Here is a 17,813-nt window from a genome sequence, read left to right as displayed (position 1 = left end):
TGTGTGGTTTCATTAAAAGTCGGGTTACCCTATAGTAGCGCAACGCAATCACTTGGTTACAGGTCGCTAACCTCCATGAACGACATAGATACACTCATCAGCAACAATGCACTATGGTCAAAAATGCTGGTGGAGGAAGACCCCGGATTTTTTGGAAAACTTGCACAAGCGCAGAACCCGCGCTTTCTCTGGATTGGATGTTCCGACAGCCGCGTCCCCGCCGAACGTCTGACCGGTCTTGAGCCTGGCGAACTGTTTGTTCACCGCAACGTTGCTAATCTGGTTATTCATACCGATCTCAACTGCCTTTCGGTTGTTCAGTATGCCGTTGATGTTCTGGAGGTCGAGCACATAATTATCTGCGGCCACTACGGCTGCGGCGGCGTGCAGGCGGCGGTCGAAAATACAGAGCTGGGGCTAATCGATAACTGGCTGCTGCACATTCGTGATATCTGGTTCAAACATAGCTCACTGCTGGGCGAAATGCCGCAGGAACGCCGTCTCGACACCCTGTGCGAGCTGAACGTGATGGAGCAGGTGTACAACCTGGGCCACTCTACCATTATGCAGTCGGCGTGGAAACGCGGGCAGAAGGTCTCTATCCACGGCTGGGCGTACGGTATTCACGACGGCCTGCTGCGCAATCTGGAAGTGACCGCCACCAACCGTGAAACGCTGGAGCAGCGTTACCGCTCGGGGATTGCCAACCTCAAGCTTAAGCACGTTAACCACAAATAAACAAAGCCGGGTGGCGGCTGCGCCTTACCCGGCCTACACGTGCCCTTCGTAGGCCCGGTAAGCGGAGCGCCACCGGGCAACACGCCACGATTACTCGTCCAGCATCACGACCTTGCCAACATACGGCAAATGACGATAACGCTGCGCGTAGTCAATGCCGTAACCCACGACGAATTCGTCCGGGATGGAGAAGCCAACGAACTCCACCGGCACCTGTACTTCACGGCGCTCAGGCTTATCCAGCAGGGTACAAATCGCCAGCGATTTTGGTCCGCGCAGGCTCAGGATCTCCCGCACTTTAGAGAGCGTGTTGCCGGAGTCGATGATGTCCTCAACGATCAACACATCTTTGCCACGAATATCTTCATCCAGATCTTTCAGGATTTTCACATCACGGGTTGTGGACATGCCGCTGCCGTAGCTGGAAGCGGTCATAAAATCGACCTCGTGCGGTACCTGCACTTCACGGCACAGGTCTGCCATGAACATGAAAGAACCGCGCAGCAGACCAACCAGCACCATTTCGCTGCCGCTGTCCTTGTAATGCTCGGTGATTTGACGACCCAGTTCGGCGATACGCGCTTTGATCTCGGCTTCCGGGATCATCACTTCAACAGTATGTTTCATATTACTAACCAAATGATTTTAATGAAAATCTCTCAATGCGGATGAATCTTGCTCCGGCATCGATACGCAAGCCAGCCATTATATCAGTAAATGGATAAGCCTGGCGTATGAGTTATAAAAGCAATATTTGTGATTCCGATCACAGTTGTTAATACCTATAATTAATTGCTAGCAAATAATTAACAAAACTGACGAGTACTTTTCTATGGCTGAAACAAAAACTAAGCAGCCGCGTCTACTGGTAACATTAACAGCCGCGTTTGCCGCATTCTGCGCGCTGTATTTGTTGATCGGAGGCGTCTGGCTGGTCGCTATTGGCGGCTCCTGGTACTACCCGATTGCGGGTCTGGTTATGGTTGGCGTAACCGTCCTGCTGTTGCGGAGAAAACGTTCTGCTCTGTGGCTGTATGCCGCCCTGCTCCTTGCCACCATGATCTGGGGCGTGTGGGAAGTCGGGTTCGACTTCTGGGCGCTGACGCCGCGCAGCGACATTCTGGTCTTCTTCGGTATCTGGCTGATCCTGCCGTTTGTCTGGCGTCGTCTGATCGTCCCGTCCAGCGGTGCCGTAGCCGGCCTGCTCGTTGCCCTGCTGATTAGCGGCGGTATCCTGACCTGGGCCGGTTTCAACGACCCGCAGGAGATCCACGGTACGCTGAACACAGAATCCACGCCAGCCGCGGCTATTTCGCAGGTGGCAGACGGCGACTGGCCCGCTTATGGCCGTAATCAGGAAGGTCAACGCTACTCCCCGCTGAAGCAGATCAACGCGGACAACGTGAAAAACCTGAAGGAAGCCTGGGTATTCCGCACCGGCGACCTGAAAATGCCGAACGATCCGGGTGAGCTGACCAACGAAGTGACCCCGATTAAAGTGGGCAACATGCTCTACCTGTGTACGGCGCACCAGCGTCTGTTCGCGCTCGACGCGGCCACCGGTAAAGAGAAATGGCACTTCGATCCACAGCTGAACTCCAACCCGTCGTTCCAGCACATCACCTGCCGCGGCGTCTCTTACCACGAAGCGCGCGCGGATAATGCCAGCCCGGAAGTCATTGCCGACTGTCCTCGCCGCATTATGCTGCCGGTGAACGATGGCCGCCTGTTTGCCATTAACGCTGAGACCGGCAAGCTGTGCGAAACCTTCGCCAACAAAGGTATCCTGAATCTTCAGACCAACATGCCGGACACCACGCCGGGTCTGTATGAGCCAACCTCCCCGCCAATCATCACCGATAAAACCATCGTGATTGCCGGTTCGGTAACGGATAACTTCTCTACCCGTGAAACCTCCGGCGTTATCCGTGGTTTCGACGTGAACACCGGTAAACTGCTGTGGGCCTTCGACCCGGGCGCGAAAGATCCAAACGCAATCCCGTCTGACGAGCACACCTTTACCTTTAACTCGCCGAACTCATGGGCACCGGCCGCGTATGACGCGAAGCTGGACCTGGTTTACCTGCCAATGGGCGTGACCACGCCGGATATCTGGGGCGGTAACCGCACGCCGGAGCAGGAACGTTACGCCAGCTCCATCGTGGCGCTGAACGCAACGACCGGTAAACTGGCGTGGAGCTATCAGACCGTTCACCACGATCTGTGGGATATGGATATGCCATCCCAGCCGACGCTGGCGGATATTACCGTTAACGGCAAAACCGTTCCGGTGATTTACGCCCCGGCGAAAACCGGCAACATCTTCGTGCTGGATCGCAGCAACGGTAAGCTGGTTGTGCCTGCGCCGGAAAAACCGGTTCCACAGGGCGCTGCCAAAGGCGACTACGTCACCAAAACGCAGCCGTTCTCTGACCTGAGCTTCCGTCCGGAGAAAAACCTCAGCGGTGCGGACATGTGGGGTGCTACCATGTTTGACCAGCTGGTATGCCGCGTGATGTTCCATCAGCTGCGCTACGAAGGGATTTTCACCCCACCGTCAGAGCAGGGTACGCTGGTCTTCCCGGGTAACCTGGGGATGTTCGAATGGGGCGGGATCTCCGTTGACCCGAACCGTCAGGTCGCTATCGCTAACCCAATGGCGCTGCCGTTCGTGTCCCGTCTGATCCCACGCGGTCCGGGTAACCCAATGGAGCAGCCGAAGGATGCGAAAGGCAGCGGTACCGAAGCCGGTATCCAGCCGCAGTATGGCGTTCCTTACGGTGTGACTCTGAATCCGTTCCTCTCTCCGTTCGGTCTGCCGTGTAAACAGCCTGCCTGGGGTTATATCTCCGGCCTGGATCTGAAGACCAACAAGATTGTCTGGAAGAAACGTATTGGTACGCCGCAGGACAGCATGCCGTTCCCAATGCCGGTTCCGGTGCCATTCAATATGGGTATGCCAATGCTGGGTGGCCCAATCTCCACCGCCGGTAACGTGCTGTTCATCGCGGCGACCGCAGATAACTACCTGCGCGCGTACAACATGACCAACGGTGAAAAACTGTGGCAGGGCCGTCTGCCGGCCGGTGGCCAGGCAACGCCGATGACCTATGAAGTGAATGGCAAGCAGTACGTTGTCATCTCTGCGGGTGGTCACGGTTCGTTTGGTACGAAGATGGGCGACTATATTGTCGCGTATGCACTGCCTGACGACGCTAAGTAATGAAAAAGCCCGGTGGCGCTAACGCATACCGGGCTTTCGGGTGTCCTATGTAGGCCGGGTAAGGCGAAGCCGCCACCCGGCTTTTTTTATACGGTAAAGCCCAGCATCATCCCCGTATCTTCATGCTCCAGCAGGTGACAGTGCGCCATATAAGCAAACTCTTTCGGCGCCTCGTGGTCGAACTTCACCAGCACCTCGCTGACGCCGCCTTCCACCCTCACCGTATCTTTCCAGCCCGCGCGATGCGCGTCCGGCGCTTTACCGTTCTCGGAGAGAATGCGGAACTGCGTGCCGTGGATATGGAACGGGTGCAGCATCATGTCGCCTTCGCCTGAAATGACCCAGCGCTCAAACTGCCCTTTCGTTGCGGCGAACATCGGTGTGTTCATATCGAACGCCTGGCCGTTGATACGGTTGGCGTTGTGGAAATCGAAACCATGACCGCCGTGATCCATGCCGCCCATTTTGCCGTGGTCCATATTCATGTGGCCCATCATCTGGCCGTGGTGCATTCCCGCCATGGCCTGATTGCCATACTTCTTCATCAGCGCCTGCATGCCCATCATGTCGAGCATCGGGTCCATAGAGAGCTGAAGCTTACGCTGCGTCAGCCCATCCAGCGACGGGAGCGCTGGCAGCGTGGTCAGGGTGTCCGGCAGAGTGCCGGAGGCGGTGATCTGTAGTGGCTGAATGCGCAGCACCGGGTGTGGTTTATCAAACGGCGCGACGGCCATCCCCATCTGGCTGACCGGCAGGGTCACGAGGTCAAACGCTTTACCATCGCTGATATCCACCAGCACCTCGAAGCGTTCGCCCATCAGCATCGGCAGCTCGCTCACTTTTACCGGTTCCGGCAGCAGGCCGCCGTCGCTTGCCACCACATAAAGTGGGCGCTTATCGCTGGTGGCGAAGTTCAGCGAGCGGGCGTTACAGCCGTTAAGCAGGCGTAAGCGCAGCCAGCCTTTCGGGGCGGCATGCTGTGGGTAGATTGCCCCGTTGGTCAGCAACGTATCGCCAAACCAGCCTACCGCCGCGCTCATCACATCCAGCTGATAGTCAATTTGCCCGTCAGCGCTGAATTTTTTGTCCTGCACAATCACCGGAACATCGTCGATACCCCACTGTTTTGGCAGGCGCAGGAGGCGGCTTTCGTCATCCTCAATCAACACCAGTCCGGCCAGCCCCATCGCCACCTGATGGCCCGTTTTGCCATGCTGATGCGGGTGGAACCAGCAGGTTGCCGCCCGCTGGTCAGGGGTAAAGGTTACGCTGCGTTTACCCCCAGGCTTGATAACGCCCTGGGGACCACCATCCACTTCGCCCGGGACTTCCAGCCCGTGCCAGTGCACCGTGGTCTCTTCAGAAAGCGAGTTATGAATGTCTACCGTCACCGCTTTCCCTTTTCGTAGCTGCAACGCCGGGCCGAGCAGATTGCCGTTATAACCCCACGTCGTCGCGGCGTGTTGCCCGAACGTGGTTTTGCCTGCCTGCACCACAAGCTGGATGCGGCTACGGGCATCTGCGCTGAGTAACTCAGGGATCGGTAAAGCAGGTCTGTCGGCGGCAAAAACAGCGCGGCTCCAGAGCGGTAACGCGCTGGCAACCCCCAGCGCGGCAGAATATTTTAAAAAATCACGACGTTGCATGTGCATTTCCTTATTTCCAGGCGGCGATCTTTTGAGCATAAACCCTCCCCTTACCGGAAGGTCAAGCACGGCGGCAATAATAAAGATCGTCGGCCTGGCATCAAGTATGCTAACGTTAATTTTCCGTGATGCAATGGTAAAGGCAATGAAGACGTTTTTCAGAACAATTTTGTTCGCCAGCCTGATGGCGATGTGTGCGAACAGTTACGCGCTTAGTGAAAACGAAGCGGAAGATATGGCCGATCTGACGGCAGTTTTTGTTTTTCTGAAGAACGATTGTGGTTACCAGAATTTACCCAATGGGCAAATTCGTCGCGCACTGGTCTTTTTTGCCCAGCAGAACCAATGGGACCTCAGCAACTACGACAGCTTCGACATGAAGGCGCTCGGTGAAGACAGCTACCGTGATTTAAGCGGTATCGGTATTCCCACTGCTAAAAAATGCAAAGCGCTGGCACGCGATTCACTCAGCCTGCTCGCCTACGTGAAGTAACCTTCCCGACGCCCCTTGTTGACCCGCTAACCGCCTCACGGCGGTTTTGTGTTGCGCCCATCTGCCGGATGTAATGGATGTTAACGAAGGAGGTGCTCCCCATGACCGATAAAACGGTATGGCAAGAAACGCTGCATGACCAGTTTGGTCAATATTTTGCCGTGGATAACGTGCTCTATCATGAGAAAACCGATCATCAGGATCTGATAATCTTCGAGAACGCTGCCTTTGGCCGCGTCATGGCGCTGGATGGCGTGGTGCAGACCACCGAGCGCGACGAGTTTATCTATCACGAAATGATGACCCACGTCCCGCTGCTGGCCCACGGCCACGCGAAGCACGTGCTGATTATTGGGGGCGGTGACGGCGCCATGCTGCGTGAAGTCTCTCGCCACCAGAATGTCGAAACCATCACCATGGTGGAAATCGACGCCGGGGTGGTGTCGTTTTGCCGCCAGTATCTGCCAAACCACAATGCCGGCAGCTATGACGATCCGCGCTTTCAGCTGGTTATCGACGATGGCGTCAATTTTGTTAATCAGACTACGCAAACGTTTGATGTCATTATCTCTGACTGTACCGACCCTATCGGCCCCGGCGCGTCGCTGTTTACCTCTTCGTTTTACGAAGGCTGCAAGCGCTGCCTGAAACCTGGTGGGATTTTTGTGGCGCAAAACGGCGTCTGCTTCCTGCAACAGGATGAAGCGCTGGATAGCCACCGTAAGCTGAGCACCTATTTTAGCGACGTCAGCTTCTATCAGGCGGCGATCCCGACCTACTACGGCGGGATTATGACCTTTGCCTGGGCGACGGATAACGACGTCCTGCGCCATCTCTCCACCGAAATCATTCAGGCCCGCTTCCACCAGGCCGGACTCACGTGCCGATACTACAATCCGGCGATCCACACCGCAGCCTTTGCGTTGCCTCAATACCTGCAAGATGCGCTGTCCTCAAAGGAGGTGAACTAATTGAAAAAGCTTAAACTGCATGGCTTTAACAATCTGACCAAAAGCCTGAGTTTTTGTATTTACGATATCTGCTACGCCAAAACGGCAGAAGAGCGCGATGGTTATATCGCCTATATCGATGAACTCTACAACGCCAACCGTCTGACCGAGATCCTGTCAGAGACCTGCTCGATTATCGGCGCGAACATCCTGAACATTGCGCGCCAGGATTATGAGCCTCAGGGTGCGAGCGTCACCATCCTGGTCAGTGAAGAGCCGGTTGACCCGCAGCTGATCGACAAAACCGAACATCCCGGCCCGCTGCCCGAAGTGGTGGTGGCGCACCTCGATAAAAGCCATATCTGCGTTCACACCTATCCGGAAAGCCACCCTGAAGGCGGACTGTGTACGTTCCGCGCGGATATTGAAGTGTCGACCTGCGGGGTGATTTCACCGCTGAATGCGTTGAATTATTTAATCCACCAGCTGGAATCAGACATCGTCACCATTGATTATCGTGTGCGCGGTTTTACCCGTGATATCAATGGCATGAAGCACTTCATCGATCATGAGATCAACTCCATTCAGAACTTCATGTCCGACGATATGAAGTCGCTGTACGACATGATGGATGTGAACGTCTATCAGGAAAATATCTTCCATACCAAGATGATGCTTAAGGAGTTCGACCTTAAGCACTATATGTTCCACACCAGGCCGGAAGATTTGAGTGAAGAAGAGCGTAAGGTCATTACCGACCTGCTCTGGAAAGAGATGCGCGAGATCTACTACGGCCGCAATATTCCGACCGTGTAAACGTGACCCGAAGCAGGGATGCTTCGGGGAGTTACTTCTGTTTCATAAAGTCGCGGTAGGCGTTCACCACTTTCAGGAAGTCTTCCACACCGCACAGCGACAGGCTCTCTTCGTCGTAGTAGCTCATCCCCTCTTCCATCTCATCCCCCGAAAACTCCAGCTGGTTGGCGCGCACCATCACCTCTTCGCCATCCATCCACAGGGTGTACTCATGCCCGGCACGTTGCCAGGAGCGTTCACTGCCTTTCACCGTTTCCGCCGCCTGTTCGACTTCATCCAGCAGCGCGAGGTTCTCTTTCACCTCTTCGTTAAACCAGTGCCCAACGGCTTCGTGCCCCATCGACATTCGCACTTTCACCACGCCGGTGATGTCGCGCAAAAATTCGTAATCCATAGCGTTTTCCTCTGCAAAGCCATTAGGGTAATTATCGCAGCAGAGAGGAAGAAAAAAAGCGGGAGAGGTGGGAGGAATGAAAATAAAAAACCCACCGACGTTGCGATGGGTTTTGTAGGCCCGGTAAGCGTAGCGCCACCGGGCAATGGGTCAGGTGCGGTCTGGTGCCCTCACCCCCAGCCCCTCTCCCACGGGAGAGGGTAGCATTTATACTGCCGTCTGGAAGATCACCCCGTCAGCCTTCTCGGTGTACTGAGAGAGCTGGTCGAAGTTCAGATAGCGATAGGTATCCACCGCCGTCTTATCCACCTGCGCCACAAAGGTCTGGTACTCTTCCGGCGTTGGCAGTTTGCCAATCAGCGCCGCAACCGCCGCCAGCTCCGCAGAGGCCAGGTAGACGTTCGCACCGGTACCTAAACGGTTCGGGAAGTTACGGGTAGAGGTGGAAACCACTGTCGCACCGTCGGCCACGCGCGCCTGGTTGCCCATGCACAGGGAACAGCCAGGGATTTCAATACGCGCCCCGCTCTTACCGAACACGCTGTAGTAGCCTTCTTCCGTCAGCTGTGCCGCGTCCATACGGGTTGGCGGCGCCACCCACAGGCGGGTCGGCAGCTGGCCCTTGTGGGTATCCAGCAGCTTACCGGCGGCGCGGAAGTGGCCGATGTTGGTCATGCAGGAGCCGATGAACACTTCGTCGATCTTATCGCCCTGTACGTCTGAAAGCAGACGCGCATCGTCAGGATCGTTTGGCGCGCACAGGATCGGCTCTTTGATATCCGCCAGATCGATGTCGATCACCGCCGCGTACTCTGCGTCAGCGTCGGCTTCCAGCAGCTGCGGATCCGCCAGCCATTTTTCCATGCCCTGAATACGACGCTCCAGCGTACGACGGTCGCCGTACCCTTCTGCAATCATCCACTTCAGCAGCACGATGTTGGAGGTCAGATACTCGATAATCGGCTCTTTGTTCAGCTTGATGGTACAGCCTGCCGCAGAACGCTCGGCGGAGGCGTCGGTCAGCTCGAACGCCTGCTCAACTTTCAGATCCGGCAGCCCTTCAATTTCCAGAATGCGACCAGAGAAGATGTTTTTCTTCCCTTTCTTCTCAACGGTCAGCAGCCCCTGTTTGATGGCGTACAGCGGGATCGCGTGAACCAGGTCGCGCAGCGTGATGCCCGGCTGCATTTTGCCCTTGAAGCGCACCAGCACGGATTCAGGCATGTCGAGCGGCATTACGCCGGTCGCCGCTGCAAACGCCACCAGGCCGGAGCCCGCCGGGAAGGAGATCCCGATTGGGAAACGGGTATGGGAATCACCGCCGGTGCCCACGGTATCCGGCAGCAGCATGCGGTTCAGCCAGGAGTGGATGACGCCATCACCCGGGCGCAGGGAGACACCGCCGCGGTTCATGATGAAGTCCGGCAGCGTGTGGTGCGTGGTCACGTCAACCGGCTTAGGATACGCCGCCGTGTGGCAGAAGGACTGCATCACCAGGTCAGAAGAGAAGCCCAGGCACGCCAGGTCTTTCAGTTCATCACGGGTCATTGGGCCAGTGGTGTCCTGAGAACCCACTGAGGTCATCTTCGGCTCGCAGTACGCGCCAGGACGGATACCGGCAACGCCGCAGGCGCGACCCACCATTTTCTGTGCCAGCGAGAAGCCGCGGTTGCTTTCCGCCACGTCTTTCGCCTGACGGAATACGTCACTGTGCGGCAGACCCAGCGCTTCACGCGCTTTGGTGGTCAGGCCACGACCGATGATCAGCGGGATACGTCCACCGGCACGCACTTCGTCGATCAGCACGTCGGTTTTCAGCTCGAAGCTTGCCAGCAGTTCGTTGGTTTCGTGGTTGCGCACTTCGCCCTTGAACGGGTAAACGTCAATCACGTCGCCCATGTTCAGGTTAGAAACATCTACTTCGATCGGCAGCGCGCCCGCATCTTCCATGGTGTTGAAGAAGATCGGTGCAATTTTGCCGCCGAGGCACAGGCCGCCGCCGCGCTTGTTCGGCACGTGCGGAATATCGTCGCCCATGAACCACAGCACGGAGTTGGTTGCGGACTTACGGGAAGAACCGGTACCCACAACATCACCGACGTAGGCCAGCGGGAAACCTTTTTGTTGCAGCGTTTCGATCTGTTTGATCGGGCCCACTACGCCCGGCTGATCCGGCTCGATCCCTTCACGGGCGTTTTTCAGCATCGCCAGAGCGTGCAGCGGGATATCAGGACGAGACCACGCGTCCGGTGCCGGAGACAGGTCATCGGTGTTGGTTTCACCGGTCACCTTAAAGACGGTCACGGTAATTTTTTCAGCCAGCGCAGGGCGGTTCAGGAACCATTCGGCATCGGCCCAGGACTGCATGACCTGCTTCGCGTAAACGTTGCCCGCTTTGGCTTTTTCTTCCACATCGTAGAAGTTATCGAACATCAGCAGCGTTGAAGAGAGCGCTTTGGCGGCAATCGGTGCCAGCGTGTCGTTATCCAGCGCATCAATCAGCGGATGAATGTTGTAGCCGCCCTGCATGGTGCCGAGCAGTTCAATCGCTTTTTCAGGAGTAACCAGTGGGGAGGTGGCTTCGCCTTTGGCAACGGCGGCAAGGAATCCGGCTTTTACGTAGGCAGCTTCATCTACGCCAGGCGGTACACGGTTGATCAACAGATCCAACAGGAATTCTTCTTCGCCCTTAGGCGGGTTCTTCAGCAGCTCGACGAGCGCGGCCATTTGGGTTGCATCTAAAGGTTTGGGTACAATTCCCTCGGCGGCACGTTCTGCTACGTGCTTACGGTATTCTTCTAGCACGACGGTTCTCCTCGCTCTCATTGTCATATGCGGCGGGCGTTCTCTTCACGCTCCTGTGAGACAGCAGTTTGTAGGGTAAATGCCCGATACCGCGTCGGGCAGCATAGCAGGATTTCTGCACAGTGTTAATCTGTTTACAAAAAAGCAACATTAAATTATTTGCTGAATCGTTAAGCATGGTGTAGCGGGGAGACGCGTCGACTTTTGGACACAAAAAAACCGCCTGATAGCGGTTAATTTGTTGCCTTGCGGTGGTAGCACACCGGGCTGGCAGTTTAGCGGCAATGCACTCGCCATAAATAATGCTCCTGTGTATGCAGATCTGCAAGCACATGTTCTGTCTTTACGAGCCTCCATCCAGTTCCGCATGAAAAAGAATGAAACTTCATTTCGCCTCTTTTAAGTCCATATCGGCTGTAATACTGTTGCGCTCGGCCTGCTTCGCTGGTGTAGCAACCAGTCACCGGGCCCGGGAGCAGTTCCGTAACCTACGCGGCAATGTACTCATTTGCCTGGTTCTGCCTTTCCCGGTGGAGAATGAACCCGCGTAGCCTGTACAGGAACGCACGCAATGGAGATGCGAATCACTGCGCTGATCGTTGTGATTGGTTTACTGCTTACCGCACTGCACGGTGGCTGGAGCATATCCGACATCACGGTGCTGTTTGTCGTCAACCTCGGCAACTAGCTGCTGGCCGCTCGCAAGAGCGGCCTTCTGAATTCCCGTCGCCTTTTTAGCCACCAGATATAATTGTGTAATAAATGCACACACTCTTTATCCGGACGCGCCGGGTGGTTTCCCAAGAAAAGTCAAAACGGTAAAACACGGGTGAATGATACTCGCGGCAACAGCAACGCCTCCCGGCACTGCACTCGTCTCGTTGGAGCCATTTTATGAAGTTGCCTTCTAAACCCCATCTTCTTGTTCTGCTTTGCAGTGCGGGACTGTTTGCCGCCTCGGGCGTCTTGTTTGTTAAAAGCCGCGTAACGGAGCCTGCTCCGGTTGCACAGCCCCCTGCCCCACCGGCAACCCAACCTGTGGCCGTCGCTACCCCGGCCTACACTGCTGCGCAAATCGACCAGTGGGTAGCCCCTGTTGCGCTTTACCCGGATGCCCTGCTGTCGCAAATCCTGATGGCGTCGACCTACCCGTCTAACGTTATACAGGCCGCGCAGTGGTCAAAAGATAACCCCAAAATGCAGGGGGATAACGCCATTCAGGCGGTCGCCAACCAGCCATGGGATCCCAGCGTAAAATCGCTGGTCGCGTTTCCTCAGCTGATGTCGCTGATGGGCGAAAATCCGCCGTGGGTACAGAACCTGGGGGATGCCTTTCTTGCACAGCCGAAGGATGTGATGGATTCAGTACAGCGGTTGCGCCTGCTGGCACAACAAACGGGTGCGCTACAATCCACGCCGCAGCAGACGGTCACCACCGTCACGAAGGCTGTACCGACAAAAACCGCGACAACCGCAACCCCCTCCAGCCCAACGGTGATTAAGATTGAATCCGCCGATCCGCAGGTGGTGTATGTCCCTACCTATAACCCGAATACGGTTTACGGCACCTGGCCTGAACCCGCGTACCCGCCGGTCTATCTCCCGCCCTCACCCGGCGAACAGTTTACCGACAGCCTCGTTAAAGGGTTAGGCTTCAGCCTCGGGGTCGCGACAACCTACGCCATCTTCAGCAATATCGACTGGGATGACGACAACTGGGATCACCATCATCACGATGATGACTGGGACAATCACGGCGGCTATAACCGTAACGGTGATAACAATATCAATATCAACGTGGATAACTTCAACAGAATCAGCGGGCAGCACCTGAACGGCAATGACCGCACCTGGCAGCACAACCCTGCTTATCGTGAAGGCGTGGCTTATCCGAATAACCAACTGGTTAGCCGTTTCCACTCCACGAACGCGGCAACGGGATTAAGTACGACCCAGCAAAGGCCGGTCAATCGCGACAGCCAGCGCCAGGCCGCTCTCAGCCAGATGGAAAAAGCGACGGGAAAAACGTTCCCACAATCGACACATACGGATGCACGAGACGCTCAGCGTCTGGCCTCAACGCAGCAGCTTAAGCAAATATCACAGCGCAATAATTTCCGCGGGTATGACGCCAGGCCGCAAGCCGTACAACGGACCAGCGCGCCGCAGCATGAAAATCATCAGGCTCCTGAGAAGCGTATTACGCAGACGGCACGGCACCCTGCCAGCGCACACCGCGCCAATGCCCTGAGCGGCAACGACAGCCGCTCGGCCTCCTGGCAGGCCCAGCAGCAGCGCGGGGCGCAAAGCCGCCACCTGTCGGCACAGCAGCATCCCCGACAGCGCACCGCCGACCGTACCGAACACCGCGAATTCCGTCATCGTTAAGGGAGCCGACATGAAAAGTAAACTACTCAGTGGAATGGTGTTGTTCATGGTGTCGGCAGCGGTTATGGCGCAGCAATCCTTCAGCTCGCCGGATCGGGCGACCCGCGCGCTGGCAACCGCCATCAGCGAGCACAACGAAAGCGCGATGAGCGCGCTGCTCGGCGAAAAATGGCGCGACGTTCTGCCGCCCGAAGGTGTCGATCCCGATGCTGTGGATCGTTTTCTGAGAGACTGGAAGGTTCGCCATGAAACCGTCGTCAATGGCGACGTGGCGCACCTGGCGGTGGGCAAGAACGGCTGGCAGCTGCCGATACCGGTAATCAAAACCGCCTCAGGCTGGCAGTTCGACATGCAGAAAGCCGCTGAAGAGATCCAGACCCGCGAAATCGGTCGCAACGAGCTCGCGGCCATCGAAGCGCTTCACGCCTACGTCGATGCGCAGCTGCGGTACTTTGCACTGAACCAGAAATACGTGCAGAAAATTGTCAGTTCTGAAGGGAAAAAGGATGGGCTGTACTGGCCCGTCTCGCCTGGCGATGCGCCAAGTCCGCTTGGCCCGGCGTTTAGTCCACCACAGCCGGGGGCGGGTTACCATGGCTATCGCTTCCGCATCCTGTCGGATAAGAATGGCTTTGCCATGGTTGCCTGGCCCGTGAGCTACGGTCAGACGGGGATAATGAGCTTTGTTGTAAACCAGAATGACGAGGTCTATCAGGCTGATCTCGGTAACGACTCAGCGCAGAAAGCGCAGGCTCTGTCTGAATATCACCCGGATAAAACCTGGCAGCCTGTCGCCCCTTAAACGCAGCGCATAAAAAAAGCGGCCTCAGGCCGCTTTTTTCATCTGAAGAAACTTATTTCTTCTTCGCTTTCGCGTTTGGCAGGTCAGTGATGCTACCTTCAAACACTTCTGCCGCCAGGCCCACGGACTCGTGCAGAGTCGGGTGCGCGTGGATGGTCAGCGCGATGTCTTCCGCGTCACAGCCCATTTCGATAGCCAGACCGATTTCACCCAGCAGCTCGCCGCCGTTGGTGCCGACAATCGCACCACCGATCACGCGGTGAGTCTCTTTGTCGAAGATCAGCTTGGTCATACCGTCTGCGCAGTCGGACGCGATAGCACGGCCAGAAGCAGCCCACGGGAAGGTGGCGGTTTCGTAGCTGATGCCTTTCTCTTTCGCTTCTTTCTCGGTCAGACCGACCCATGCCACTTCTGGCTCGGTGTACGCGATAGATGGGATCACTTTCGGATCGAAGTAGTGCTTCATGCCGGCGATAACTTCAGCGGCAACGTGACCTTCGTGAACGCCTTTGTGCGCCAGCATTGGCTGACCGACGATGTCGCCGATAGCAAAGATGTGCGGCACGTTGGTGCGCAGCTGTTTGTCAACGCGGATGAAGCCACGGTCGTCCACTTCCACGCCCGCTTTACCGGCGTCAAGGTTTTTACCGTTCGGCACGCGGCCGATAGCCACCAGCACGGCGTCGTAACGCTGTGGTTCAGCAGGGGCTTTTTTGCCTTCCATGGAAACGTAAATACCGTCTTCTTTCGCTTCAACGGCAGTCACTTTGGTTTCCAGCATCAGGTTGAATTTCTTGCTGATGCGCTTGGTGAAGACTTTAACGATGTCTTTGTCAGCAGCCGGGATCACCTGGTCGAACATTTCAACCACGTCGATCTCTGAACCCAGCGCATGGTACACGGTACCCATTTCCAGACCGATGATACCGCCGCCCATCACCAGCAGGCGCTTAGGAACGGTTTTCAGCTCCAGGGCATCGGTGGAATCCCACACGCGCGGATCTTCATGTGGAATGAATGGCAGTTCGATTGGGCGAGAGCCTGCCGCGATGATCGCGTTGTCGAAGTTGATCACGGTTTTGCCGTTTTCGCCTTCCACTTCCAGGGTGTTCGCACCGGTGAATTTACCCAGACCGTTAACCACTTTTACCTTACGGCCTTTCGCCATGCCAGCCAGACCACCGGTCAGCTGAGTGATAACTTTCTCTTTCCAGGTACGGATTTTGTCGATGTCGGTTTTTGGCTCGCCGAAGACGATACCGTGTTCAGCCAGCGCTTTGGCTTCTTCGATAACTTTCGCTACGTGCAGCAGCGCTTTAGAAGGGATACAGCCGACGTTCAGACAAACACCGCCGAGGGTGCTGTAACGTTCTACGATGACGGTTTCCAGACCTAAATCCGCTGCGCGAAATGCTGCGGAGTAACCTGCCGGGCCTGCCCCAAGTACTACGACCTGAGTTTTGATTTCTGTGCTCATCATGACCTCTTAATGTATACCCGTCGTCCACCGGGTCGTTCTATCCGCCCGTATTTTACAAAATTGTTAACAATTTTGAAACAACAAACGGCTCACGAATTATCGCTTTCACCAATAACCTCAAAAGCCCCATGAGATTATCAGAAAAAAGCCGGCCGATTGGCCGGCTTTTCGATTACATCACCAGGCGGCGAATGTCGCTCAGGGTGTTGTTGATGATGGTGATGAAACGCGCACCATCAGCCCCGTCAATCACGCGGTGGTCGAAGGACAGAGAGATTGGCATCATCAGACGCGGCACGAACTCTTTGCCATTCCACACCGGCTCCATCGCGGACTTGGACACACCGAGGATAGCCACTTCCGGCGCGTTAACAATCGGCGCGAAGTGGGTGGTACCCAGGCCGCCGATGCTGGAGATAGTGAAGCAGCCGCCCTGCATTTCGCCGGCAGTCAGCTTACCATCACGCGCTTTCTTGGAGATGGTGGTCAGTTCACGGGACAGCTCGGTAATGCTCTTCTTGTTCACGTCCTTGAAGACCGGAACAACCAGACCATTTGGCGTATCTACCGCAACACCGATGTTGATGTATTTCTTCAGCGTCAGCTTCTGGCCGTCTTCGGACAGGGAGCTGTTGAAGCGTGGCATCTGCTCCAGAGCAGCGGCAACGGCTTTCATGATGAAGACCACTGGGGTGAATTTCACGTCCAGCTTACGCTTCTCGGCTTCGGCGTTCTGCTGTTTACGGAACGCTTCCAGATCGGTGATATCGGTCTTATCGAAGTGGGTAACGTGCGGGATCATCACCCAGTTACGGCTCAGGTTAGCACCAGAGATTTTCTGGATACGGCCCAGCTCCACTTCTTCGATTTCGCCGAACTTGCTGAAGTCCACTTTCGGCCATGGCAGCATGCCCGGGATACCGCCGCCAGCGGCTGCCGCAGGTGCAGCTTCGGCGCGTTTCACCGCGTCTTTCACGTAAGCCTGAACGTCTTCGCGCAGGATACGACCCTTACGGCCGGTGCCTTTCACTTTCGCCAGGTTCACGCCGAACTCGCGCGCCAGGCGACGGATCAGCGGAGTCGCGTGGACGTATGCGTCGTTTTCAGCAAACTCAGATTTTTCTGCTTTTGCAGCAGGGGCAGCGGCTGGTTTAGCAGCCTGAGCCGGTGCAGCAGCCGGTGCTGGAGCAGCCGCGGCAGCCGGAGCTGCGGCAGGCGCAGCGCCTTCCACTTCGAAGACCATGATCAGGGAGCCGGTAGACACTTTGTCGCCGGTGCTGATTTTGATCTCTTTAACGGTACCGGCGAACGGCGCAGGCACTTCCATGGAAGCCTTGTCGCCTTCAACGGTGATCAGTGACTGTTCAGCGGCAACTTTATCGCCCACTTTCACCATCACTTCGGTGACCTCAACTTCGTCACCGCCGATGTCCGGTACGTTAACGTCTTTCGCACCGCCAGCAGCCGCTGGTGCAGCCGCCTGAGCCGGAGCAGCTTCCGCTTTCGCTGGAGCCGCAGCGCCTTCAGCGCCCGCCACTTCAAAGACCATGATCAGGGAACCAGTAGACACTTTGTCACCGGTGTTGATCTTGATCTCTTTCACGGTACCCGCGAACGGCGCCGGTACTTCCATAGAGGCTTTGTCGCCTTCTACGGTGATCAGTGACTGCTCAGCTTCAACTTTGTCGCCCACTTTCACCAGGATTTCGGTAACTTCAACTTCGTCACCGCCGATGTCAGGCACGTTAACGTCTTTCGCGCTCGCGGCAGCTGCTGGAGCAGCGGCGGCCGGAGCGGCTTCTTTCTTCTCTTCCTGCGCAGGTGCAGCAGCTGCTGCACCGTCGGCGGAATCGAAAATCATGATCAGTTTGCCGGTCTCGGTTTTATCGCCAACGGAGACTTTGATCTCCTTAACGATGCCAGCCTGAGGAGACGGGACTTCCATAGAGGCTTTGTCGCCTTCTACGGTGATCAGCGACTGTTCAGCTTCAACTTTGTCGCCCACTTTGACCAGGATCTCGGTGATTTCAACTTCATCAGCCCCGATGTCCGGTACATTGATTTCGATAGCCATTATT

Annotated in this window: 13 protein-coding genes; 7 read left to right on the top strand and 6 right to left on the bottom strand. The window is 56.2% G+C overall.

Annotation, left to right across the window (positions count from 1 at the left end; all coding sequences use genetic code 11):
• The first annotated feature begins 75 nt into the window (after positions 1-75).
• Entirely contained in the window at positions 76-738 is a 663-nt protein-coding gene (gene can, locus IM300_RS09885; protein ID WP_003856301.1) for a carbonate dehydratase, read from the top strand.
• Positions 739-828: 90 nt separating this feature from the next.
• Here the strand turns inward: can and hpt are convergent, their stop codons facing one another.
• Complete coding sequence (gene hpt, locus IM300_RS09880) at positions 829-1,365, bottom strand: hypoxanthine phosphoribosyltransferase (protein ID WP_063450628.1); 537 nt, start codon at positions 1,363-1,365, stop codon at positions 829-831.
• 205 nt (positions 1,366-1,570) lie between these two features.
• Here hpt and IM300_RS09875 point away from each other — a divergent pair, with 205 nt between their 5' ends.
• Positions 1,571-3,961, top strand: coding sequence for a glucose/quinate/shikimate family membrane-bound PQQ-dependent dehydrogenase (locus IM300_RS09875; protein ID WP_063450629.1), 2,391 nt, complete (start codon positions 1,571-1,573; stop codon positions 3,959-3,961).
• Positions 3,962-4,047: 86 nt separating this feature from the next.
• Here the strand turns inward: IM300_RS09875 and cueO are convergent, their stop codons facing one another.
• The gene (gene cueO / locus IM300_RS09870; RefSeq protein ID WP_193036328.1) at positions 4,048-5,607 is read right to left on the bottom strand and encodes a multicopper oxidase CueO; all 1,560 of its coding nucleotides are present in this window, start codon (positions 5,605-5,607) and stop codon (positions 4,048-4,050) included.
• 145 nt (positions 5,608-5,752) lie between these two features.
• On the opposite strand from cueO, the gene IM300_RS09865 reads away from it, so the two are divergent.
• The 3 genes from IM300_RS09865 (at position 5,753) to speD (ending at position 7,866) form a co-directional block, all read left to right on the top strand.
• Positions 5,753-6,100, top strand: a complete 348-nt coding sequence (locus IM300_RS09865; protein WP_003856306.1) for a YacC family pilotin-like protein — start codon at positions 5,753-5,755, stop codon at positions 6,098-6,100.
• Positions 6,101-6,201: 101 nt separating this feature from the next.
• Positions 6,202-7,071 carry a polyamine aminopropyltransferase gene (speE, locus tag IM300_RS09860; protein ID WP_063867472.1) on the top strand — a complete coding sequence of 290 codons (870 nt, stop codon included), beginning with the start codon at positions 6,202-6,204 and terminating at the stop codon, positions 7,069-7,071.
• Positions 7,072-7,866 (top strand): adenosylmethionine decarboxylase, encoded by a 795-nt coding sequence (gene speD, locus IM300_RS09855; protein WP_063450632.1) that lies wholly within the window; start codon positions 7,072-7,074, stop codon positions 7,864-7,866.
• A gap of 31 nt (positions 7,867-7,897) precedes the next feature.
• On the opposite strand, the gene yacL is transcribed toward speD, so the two are convergent.
• Together yacL and acnB are read right to left on the bottom strand one after the other, a co-directional pair.
• The gene (gene yacL / locus IM300_RS09850) at positions 7,898-8,260 is read right to left on the bottom strand and encodes a protein YacL (protein WP_022647069.1); all 363 of its coding nucleotides are present in this window, start codon (positions 8,258-8,260) and stop codon (positions 7,898-7,900) included.
• 207 nt (positions 8,261-8,467) lie between these two features.
• Positions 8,468-11,065, bottom strand: a complete 2,598-nt coding sequence (gene acnB, locus IM300_RS09845) for a bifunctional aconitate hydratase 2/2-methylisocitrate dehydratase (RefSeq protein WP_112791967.1) — start codon at positions 11,063-11,065, stop codon at positions 8,468-8,470.
• 894 nt (positions 11,066-11,959) lie between these two features.
• Here acnB and IM300_RS09840 point away from each other — a divergent pair.
• Both IM300_RS09840 and IM300_RS09835 read left to right on the top strand, forming a co-directional pair.
• Positions 11,960-13,453, top strand: a complete 1,494-nt coding sequence (locus IM300_RS09840; RefSeq protein ID WP_193036326.1) for a DUF3300 domain-containing protein — start codon at positions 11,960-11,962, stop codon at positions 13,451-13,453.
• 10 nt (positions 13,454-13,463) lie between these two features.
• Complete coding sequence (locus IM300_RS09835; protein ID WP_193036324.1) at positions 13,464-14,255, top strand: DUF2950 family protein; 792 nt, start codon at positions 13,464-13,466, stop codon at positions 14,253-14,255.
• A gap of 52 nt (positions 14,256-14,307) precedes the next feature.
• On the opposite strand, the gene lpdA is transcribed toward IM300_RS09835, so the two are convergent.
• Together lpdA and aceF are read right to left on the bottom strand one after the other, a co-directional pair.
• The gene (gene lpdA, locus IM300_RS09830) at positions 14,308-15,732 is read right to left on the bottom strand and encodes a dihydrolipoyl dehydrogenase (RefSeq protein ID WP_063450636.1); all 1,425 of its coding nucleotides are present in this window, start codon (positions 15,730-15,732) and stop codon (positions 14,308-14,310) included.
• Between the two features lie 175 nt (positions 15,733-15,907).
• A complete protein-coding gene (gene aceF, locus IM300_RS09825) occupies positions 15,908-17,809 on the bottom strand; it encodes a pyruvate dehydrogenase complex dihydrolipoyllysine-residue acetyltransferase (protein WP_063450637.1) in 1,902 nt (633 codons plus the stop codon).
• Between the last annotated feature and the right edge of the window lie 4 nt (positions 17,810-17,813).

Origin of the sequence: Enterobacter cloacae complex sp. I2 (assembly GCF_014896205.1) — a bacterium.
Lineage (GTDB): Bacteria > Pseudomonadota > Gammaproteobacteria > Enterobacterales > Enterobacteriaceae > Enterobacter > Enterobacter quasihormaechei.
The sequence above is the reverse complement of the archived record's forward strand: the minus strand, read 5'-3'. Positions and strand labels throughout refer to the sequence as shown.